This is a genomic window from Pseudomonas asgharzadehiana (genome assembly GCF_019139815.1).
Classification (GTDB): Bacteria; Pseudomonadota; Gammaproteobacteria; order Pseudomonadales; family Pseudomonadaceae; genus Aquipseudomonas; species Aquipseudomonas asgharzadehiana.
This window is the reverse complement of sequence record NZ_CP077079.1, coordinates 5,201,293-5,210,000: the sequence shown is the minus strand read 5'-3', so window position 1 is coordinate 5,210,000 and position 8,708 is coordinate 5,201,293. Positions and strand designations below refer to the sequence as shown.

Annotated in this window: 3 protein-coding genes and 2 rRNA genes (1 of these 5 running past the window's edge); 4 read left to right on the top strand and 1 reads right to left on the bottom strand. The window is 56.5% G+C overall.

Features of this window, described 5'->3' with window-relative positions; genetic code table 11:
* Both KSS96_RS23655 and rrf read left to right on the top strand, forming a co-directional pair.
* Positions 1 to 1,700: ribosomal RNA gene (locus KSS96_RS23655) — 23S ribosomal RNA — on the top strand; it begins 1,192 nt to the left of the window's first position.
* A gap of 157 nt (positions 1,701 to 1,857) precedes the next feature.
* A 5S ribosomal RNA gene (gene rrf / locus KSS96_RS23650) occupies positions 1,858 to 1,973 on the top strand.
* A 723-nt stretch (positions 1,974 to 2,696) separates the two neighbouring features.
* On the opposite strand, the gene KSS96_RS23645 is transcribed toward rrf, so the two are convergent.
* Positions 2,697 to 2,879 (bottom strand): hypothetical protein, encoded by a 183-nt coding sequence (locus KSS96_RS23645; RefSeq protein ID WP_026067433.1) that lies wholly within the window; start codon positions 2,877 to 2,879, stop codon positions 2,697 to 2,699.
* A 561-nt stretch (positions 2,880 to 3,440) separates the two neighbouring features.
* Here KSS96_RS23645 and KSS96_RS23640 point away from each other — a divergent pair.
* Together KSS96_RS23640 and KSS96_RS23635 are read left to right on the top strand one after the other, a co-directional pair.
* Entirely contained in the window at positions 3,441 to 7,382 is a 3,942-nt protein-coding gene (locus KSS96_RS23640) for a response regulator (protein ID WP_217855356.1), read from the top strand.
* Positions 7,375 to 8,490 carry an HD-GYP domain-containing protein gene (locus tag KSS96_RS23635; RefSeq protein ID WP_058426041.1) on the top strand — a complete coding sequence of 372 codons (1,116 nt, stop codon included), beginning with the start codon at positions 7,375 to 7,377 and terminating at the stop codon, positions 8,488 to 8,490. The genes KSS96_RS23640 and KSS96_RS23635 overlap by 8 nt, the downstream gene beginning before the upstream one ends.
* Positions 8,491 to 8,708: the final 218 nt, after the last annotated feature.

Sequence of the window (8,708 nt, the reverse complement as noted above, 5' to 3'; positions counted from 1 at the left end):
AGCCTGTGAAGGTGAGTTGAGAAGCTTGCTGGAGGTATCAGAAGTGCGAATGCTGACATGAGTAACGACAATGGGTGTGAAAAACACCCACGCCGAAAGACCAAGGTTTCCTGCGCAACGTTAATCGACGCAGGGTTAGTCGGTCCCTAAGGCGAGGCTGAAAAGCGTAGTCGATGGAAAACAGGTTAATATTCCTGTACTTCTGGTTATTGCGATGGAGGGACGGAGAAGGCTAGGCCAGCTTGGCGTTGGTTGTCCAAGTTTAAGGTGGTAGGCTGGAATCTTAGGTAAATCCGGGATTCTAAGGCCGAGAGCTGATGACGAGCTAACTTTTAGTTAGCGAAGTGGTTGATGCCATGCTTCCAAGAAAAGCTTCTAAGCTTCAGGTAACCAGGAACCGTACCCCAAACCGACACAGGTGGTTGGGTAGAGAATACCAAGGCGCTTGAGAGAACTCGGGTGAAGGAACTAGGCAAAATGGCACCGTAACTTCGGGAGAAGGTGCGCCGGTGAGGGTGAAGGACTTGCTCCGTAAGCCCATGCCGGTCGAAGATACCAGGCCGCTGCGACTGTTTATTAAAAACACAGCACTCTGCAAACACGAAAGTGGACGTATAGGGTGTGACGCCTGCCCGGTGCCGGAAGGTTAATTGATGGGGTTAGCTAACGCGAAGCTCTTGATCGAAGCCCCGGTAAACGGCGGCCGTAACTATAACGGTCCTAAGGTAGCGAAATTCCTTGTCGGGTAAGTTCCGACCTGCACGAATGGCGTAACGATGGCGGCGCTGTCTCCACCCGAGACTCAGTGAAATTGAAATCGCTGTGAAGATGCAGTGTATCCGCGGCTAGACGGAAAGACCCCGTGAACCTTTACTATAGCTTTGCACTGGACTTTGAATTTGCTTGTGTAGGATAGGTGGGAGGCTTTGAAGCGTGGACGCCAGTCTGCGTGGAGCCAACCTTGAAATACCACCCTGGCAACTTTGAGGTTCTAACTCAGGTCCGTTATCCGGATCGAGGACAGTGTATGGTGGGTAGTTTGACTGGGGCGGTCTCCTCCTAAAGAGTAACGGAGGAGTACGAAGGTGCGCTCAGACCGGTCGGAAATCGGTCGTAGAGTATAAAGGCAAAAGCGCGCTTGACTGCGAGACAGACACGTCGAGCAGGTACGAAAGTAGGTCTTAGTGATCCGGTGGTTCTGTATGGAAGGGCCATCGCTCAACGGATAAAAGGTACTCCGGGGATAACAGGCTGATACCGCCCAAGAGTTCATATCGACGGCGGTGTTTGGCACCTCGATGTCGGCTCATCACATCCTGGGGCTGAAGCCGGTCCCAAGGGTATGGCTGTTCGCCATTTAAAGTGGTACGCGAGCTGGGTTTAGAACGTCGTGAGACAGTTCGGTCCCTATCTGCCGTGGACGTTTGAGATTTGAGAGGGGCTGCTCCTAGTACGAGAGGACCGGAGTGGACGAACCTCTGGTGTTCCGGTTGTCACGCCAGTGGCATTGCCGGGTAGCTATGTTCGGAATAGATAACCGCTGAAAGCATCTAAGCGGGAAACTAGCCTCAAGATGAGATCTCACTGGAACCTTGAGTTCCCTGAAGGGCCGTCGAAGACTACGACGTTGATAGGTTGGGTGTGTAAGCGCTGTGAGGCGTTGAGCTAACCAATACTAATTGCCCGTGAGGCTTGACCATATAACACCCAAGCAATTTGACTACTCGAAAGAGCATCAGATTGCGGTGTGTGAAGACGAAACGAACCGAAAGTTTGTAACTCACAAAACACCGACTGCTGTCACATACCCAATTTGCTGAAGCGAGGCCATTTGGTCACGAGTCAGTACCCGAATTTCTTGACGACCATAGAGCATTGGAACCACCTGATCCCATCCCGAACTCAGTAGTGAAACGATGCATCGCCGATGGTAGTGTGGGGTTTCCCCATGTGAGAGTAGGTCATCGTCAAGATTAAATTCCGAAACCCCATTTGCGAAAGCAGATGGGGTTTTGTTTTGGGCGCTCGAAAAGCCAGACGAAATTCTCCAGCGAGTGACCGACAAATTTGCGCAATTATCCCGAGCTTCAGCCCTTGGTCAATGCACTGCATACCTGGGCATGGCCCAAGGCGATTTTGTGTCGGAAGGATCGTCATCGGCAAAGCTCTGGATTACAGCTTCGAACGCTGGACAATATTGATTCGACCTCCCTAATAAGGCTGATAACGCTCCACTGCACAGTTGCGCCAAGTGGATGGTTTGCGAATAAGGCACCAGCGGCCTATAAGGCGCCTCACGGGGTTTTGATCGCCGTTACAGCTCCTCATGGGGCTGGAGGCTGCTGCTTGCTTTCTGGGTGCCTTACAGGCTCTCTCCGGCAGGTTGACACTTTTCTGCAGACGAAAAAAAAGACCTTGAAATTCAAGGTCTTTCTATAAGATGGCGCCCGAGGGAGACTCGAATAATAGCATAACTGTATAATTAATATAGTTTTTTGCATGTGTACACTTCCACGTTGTACCGTGAAGTGTACACCCTACCAGCCTCCAATAAGGGCTGGCGTCGATGGAAGCCTGATTGGATTTCTCCATCCAATTTCCGACGAGCTGTGAATAATATCTACAAAAAATTGGTTACGGATAGACTCCTTGGTCTGCCAAAAAATGTCGAACTGATACATGGCGAACTTTCGCGATTAGTCGGGCGTCATGAGCACAGCAAGCGTTATCTTGATGAACTCTTCGTTTCGATCGATCGTGTCTAGGGCGCCCCGAACATTGTCGGCGACGTCCGCCGATCCGCGCATCTCTACCCAGTTCGAAAGCTCCATGATGGCGGCCTCCAGGGCGAGCTGGTTTTCGTTGATCTTAAATAGCAGGGAAGGGAGTAAGTCTGAGTTTGGCGTTGTGCAATCCTCCGTGAAATTTTCAGCGTAGCAGGAGGATTACTGACCTCGGTAGGGAGTTGCGCATGGTCGGAAGGACACCGGGAGGAGGGTGCATCCACAGTCGACTGCTGCCAGTCATGAAGGGCCGCAGTCGACCGATTCTGTTGAAAAAGTCGACCATGGTTTCCACGGCAGAAAAGTACGCGTCCGAGATTGAAATTTTTACTTTTGGCAGAGGTTTCCAGACGCAGATTTCACGCAGCAGCTTGCAAAAATGGTGTTCTCACTAGGCAATGGCCAGGCAGTTTTGGATAACCGACTTTTTCAACAGAATCGACCCGGAGCGGACATTGGCGAAACTTATGTGTACGAGTACTGAGTAAGCGTCCGGAAACTCACTTTCCGAACGGTAAGCACCAGTGGAAATTCGCTAGCTGGCCCAGTTTTTGTTGCTGGCGCTTGCTGTAGCGTATGCCTACACTCCAAAAGCCTATCGTACCAGTGTAGGAAGACGGACAAGCTCTGCAAGGGCGTTCACAAGGATATGTCGAGTTGGATCGTGAGCAATTACCTACCAGTAGATGCATTTTGAAAACAAAGCCGCGCTGGGGAGCGTTGCTTGCGCTGGGAGGCTTGTTGGTGCTGAGCATGCCATGCGTGGAAGCACGTACGCTGTCCCAGATTCGGGAAAGCGGCGTCCTGCGCATATGCGTGGCTGGCTCAAGCGCTTCTTTCTACCGGACTAACGCGGAGGCGTTCGCGCGGTCACTCGGTTTACGCCCACAGGTAACGGAACTGCCGAGTTTCGATGCGCAGTTTCACGACGATCGGGGCGAGACCGTACGCGAGGCAAGCTACGACCCGAAGCTACTCGCCGAAGGCCGCTGTGATCTTTATCCAAATGACTTGCAGATCGTCCCTTGGCGCGAAACGAAGATGTTGCTCGTGCCCTATTACCGGGTACGCAACCTGGTCATCGCCCATCGCTCCAACCAGTCCCTTGGCAACGAGGTGTCTGATCTGCTCGGTCTGACGGCGGCAGTGCAGAAGGGTACGGGCTACGAGCAGTGGATCGATGAAGCCAACCGCGGTCCTCTATCCAGTCAGCCGGTCAGAATCGTCTATGCGCCAACCGAGCAGGCGGTGAAACTGGTAGCCGATGCGAAGGTGGACTTCACGGTGTTGGGTAGTGAAAGCGCGCTGCGCTGGGCTCGTGAAGATCCCGAACGTCTCTCCATTGCGTTTCCGGTCAGCGAAGCGACCAGCGTTGGGTGGGGTGTTGCGCGCAACGCGCCGGATCTCGCACGAGCGCTGGAGCAGTTCTTCCAGTCCAGCAATCGCATTGATTCGCCGCTCGATGCGAGCTGGCGGCGGTACTATCGCGTATCGCTCATGGAATACCGGCTGTTCGAGGAGTCCCTCAACGAGGACGGCCTCGATATTAAAACCGTAATGAGCTGGGCGATACCGAGCTTGGTCGCGGTCCTGCTGTTGCTCGGCGCCATGCTGGCCTGGAACCGACGCCTCAACCGGGAAGTAGACGAGCGCAAGCGCGTTGCCGCAGAGCTAGCCGAGCGCGAGGCTTTCACCCGCGCGCTCATGGATACCAGCCCCGCCAGCCTGGTGCTGGCAGATCGGAACGGAGCTGTCAGGGAAGTAAGCCAACGCTTTTCACAGGCGACCGGTTATGTCAGCGAGGACCTGCTCGGGCGCAACGCCACGAGCCTGTATTTCGACCCTGAGGAGCGCGAACGCTTCCTCGAACTGCTGACACGAAACGGCAAGGTCGAAAACTTCGAGACCCGCCTGCTGCACAAAAATAGATCAATTCTCTGGGTTCTGGTCGGTGCATCATTCGTGACAATCCACGGTGAGACCCTGGTCGCCAGTTGGGTGCGCGATGTCACGGATCATCATGCGGCAGCAGTGGCGCTTAGCGAAGAACGCGCGCGGCTGCAGGCAATCCTCGATACGAGTCCAATCAACATAGCCTTTTCTACCCAGGGCGTGATCCGCTTCGCCAACCCCCGCTTCTGTGAAACGTTCGGCGTAGGCGTCGGTGACGCTGCTTCGCAGATTTACGCGAATGGGCATGATCGCGAAGCCATCGTCGAACGCCTCACGGACGACGGCATCGCAAAGGACCAGGAAGTGCCGATGCGTGACCGGCAGGGGCGCGAACGCACCATGCTTGTCACCTACCTGCCAATCCAGATCCAGGGGGAGCAAGGGCTGCTCGGCTGGCTGCAGGACATCACCGAGCGCAAGGCAGCAGAGCACGCGCAGCAGCGGGCGAAGGAGATTGCTGAAGAGGCGACGCGGGCAAAAAGCGACTTCCTTGCAAACATGAGTCACGAAATCCGCACGCCCATGAATGCGATCATCGGCATGTCTTACCTTGCGCTGAAGACTTCTCTGGACCAGCGGCAGCGCGATTATGTCTCGAAGATCCACAACGCGGGCACTTCGCTGCTTGGCATCATCAACGACATCCTCGACTTCTCCAAGATCGAGGCCGGCAAGCTTAGCGTCGAGGCAGTGCCATTTGAGATAGACGCAGTGCTCGACAACGTGTCCTCGCTGATTGCGCAAAAGGCCTACGACAGGGGCATTGAGCTGCTGTTCGACCGGGCGTCGGACGTTCCCGATACGCTGCTTGGAGATCCGCTGCGTCTGGGCCAGGTCATCCTGAACCTGGTAGGCAACGCAGTGAAATTTACCGAACAGGGGCAGGTGACGGTCGTGGTTCGCAACCTGGGCCGCACCGGCGACAAAGTTCAACTGCAGGTTCGTGTCCGCGATACCGGTATCGGCATGACTCCCGAGCAAACCGGGCGACTCTTTGAGGCCTTTGCCCAAGCCGATAGCTCCACAACGCGACAATTCGGCGGTACCGGCCTGGGCCTTGCCATCTCGAAGCGCATCGTCGAGCTGATGGGCGGAACGATCGCGGTTGACTCAGAACCGGGCAACGGCAGCACTTTCTCTTTCAGCGTCTGGCTTGGTCTTGACCAGCACATGCGTACGCAGCGCCAGATTGTCCCCGCGGAGCTCGCCGGAGCGCGCGTCCTGGTCGTCGATGACAATGCCGACGCGCGCCAGATCCTTTCCGACATGCTTCGCGTAGCGGGGCTTTCGCCGGTCGCGGTGGCGTCAGGCGAGGCTGCTCTGGAGAGCCTTCGCGGTGCTTCGGCCGACCACCCATTCCTGGCGCTATTGGTGGATTGGCAAATGCCAGAGATGGATGGCATCGAGACGACGCGCCGGGCGCTTGGCCTGCAGCCTGCACTGTACGCCGTCATGGTCAGTGCATTTGGGCATGACGAAATGCACGCCGCTGCGCAAGCGGCCGGCATTCGCGCGTTCCTGGTCAAGCCGGTCAACCAGTCCTCGCTGGTAGAGGTACTGATCAACTTATTCGCGCCGCAAACGGGCGTGGTGGCGCTAACCGTACCCATTGCGCAGGCGAAGGTGCTCGCCGGAGTGCGCCTGCTCGTCGCGGAGGACAACGAAATCAACCAACAGATTGCCAGGGAGCTTCTCGAGGCTGCCGGTGCCCTGGTGGAAGTTGCCGGCAACGGCTGCGAGGCGCTGTCGATGTTGGCTGCAGCGCAATACGACGCGGTGCTGATGGACGTACAGATGCCGCAGATGGATGGTCTCGAGACGACCCGGCGTATTCGCGTCGGGCCTCACTGCGCACAGATCCCGGTGATTGCTATGACCGCACATGCCAGGGTCGAGGACCGGGAGCGCTGCATCGAGGCGGGCATGGTCGACCATGTGACCAAGCCCGTGGATCCGCAAGCACTCATCGCCACGGTTCTGCGCTGGGTCGTACCTCGGTCGGCGGCAGTGGAGCCGTCCAGCGCCGCATCGGGCGAGGAGCGCCTACCGGACATTCCAGGGCTAGATAGCGCCGACGGACTGAGGCGAGTGGCGGGCAATCGCCAGCTATACATCAAGCTGCTGGGTCAATTTGCCGACCGCAGGGCTATGGAAGGGCAAGCGCTGGGGAACGCGCTACGCGCGGGTGATCGGGCGACGGCCGAGCGAATGGCCCACACCGTGAAAGGCGTTGCAGGCAACCTCGGTTTCAGCGGCCTGCAAGCCATGGCCGGTAAGCTGGAAACCGCGATCAGGGCACACGCTGAGTCGGACGCATTGGTGAATGAATTGATCGAGGCGCTCTCGCTGGCCGTGCATGCAATCCGTCAAGCGCTGGGTAGCGGCCAGGCAGCACCGGCGGTGGTATCGAGCGTCGACTGGGCACAGCATGCCATAGCGCTCATCCACCTGCTGGAGGCCAATGACGGAGCAGCGCCGGATTATATGGAACAGTATGCGGATTCGTTGCGCGGAGCACTCGGCCAGGACAGTTTCGAGCAGTTGATGAATGAGGTGAACAACTTTGACTTCGAGGCCGCACGGCTAACCCTCAAACGTGCATCGACGAACCGCGATACCCCGTGCTGGAGGGAGCATCATGAGTGAAACGCTAAACTACTCACTTCGCCCGATCATCCTCATTGTCGATGATACGCCGGAGAACATTACGCTGATCAATGGCCTGCTGAAGGACATCTACCGCACGCGGGTTGCCATCAGCGGTGAGCGCGCGCTGAAGGCAGCGGTGCAGGAGCCTCGCCCGGATCTGATTCTGCTCGACATCATGATGCCTGATCTGTCGGGGTATGAGGTGGCAGAGCAGCTCAAGCGCGATCCGCGCACCGCTCATATTCCGATAATCTTCATCACCGCCATGGCAACAATGGAAGACGAGATCCTGGGTTTGCAGATGGGCGCCGTGGACTACATCACCAAGCCGATCAACCCACCCATCGTGCTGGCACGGGTGGAAACCCAATTGAAGATCAAGGCGGCCGCCGACTTTTTGCGTGATCAGAAGGCTTACCTTGAGCAGGAAGTCCAGCGCCGCACCGCCGAGGTCATCGCCATCCAGGATGTGACCATTCAGGCCATGACCTCGCTGGCCGAAACCCGCGACAATGAGACGGGTAACCACATTCGACGAACTCAGCACTACGTCAGACTACTGGCCGAGATGCTTCGCGAACATCCGAGGTTCCAGCAGTTTCTCAATGACGAAAGTATCCGCCTGCTGTTTAAGTCAGCTCCGTTGCATGACATCGGCAAGATCGGCATCCCCGATGACATACTGCTCAAGCCGGGGCGCCTCACGCCGGAAGAGTTCGAGACGATGAAGACCCATACGGTACTGGGACGCGATGCAATCCGGCATGCCGAAGAGCAGTTGGGCACCTCGGTGGGATTTCTGCGCCTGGCCAAGGAGATCGCCTACAGCCACCACGAGAAGTGGGATGGTACCGGTTATCCCGATGGGCTGAGTGCCGATGACATCCCCATCAGCGCCAGGCTCATGGCATTGGCGGATGTCTATGACGCGCTGATTAGCCGACGCGTATACAAGAAAGGCATGTCACACGATCAGGCGCTGGAGATAATCCGCCAGGGATGTGCTACGCATTTCGATCCAGATATTTGCGAGGTTTTCCTGGCCAACCATGAGCAATTCCAGGCTATCGCGGTGCGTTTTGCTGATCGCGGTCAGGATGGCTAATGAACGCGTCGCCGTGAAATCAATGCCCAGGGCTTTTGGTCATTTTTTTTGAGGTTTTGAAATACCCCGTAGAGGCAATGCGCACTCCATCGATCATTTGGCATCACATCTGCTTGAACGTCCGTCATGGGTCGTTTTCTGCCTCTCGCGATGGACAGAAAACGGCCAGAAGCTGCCCCTGAGGAAACTGACTAATTCCTCGTCACGAGCACAGCCGC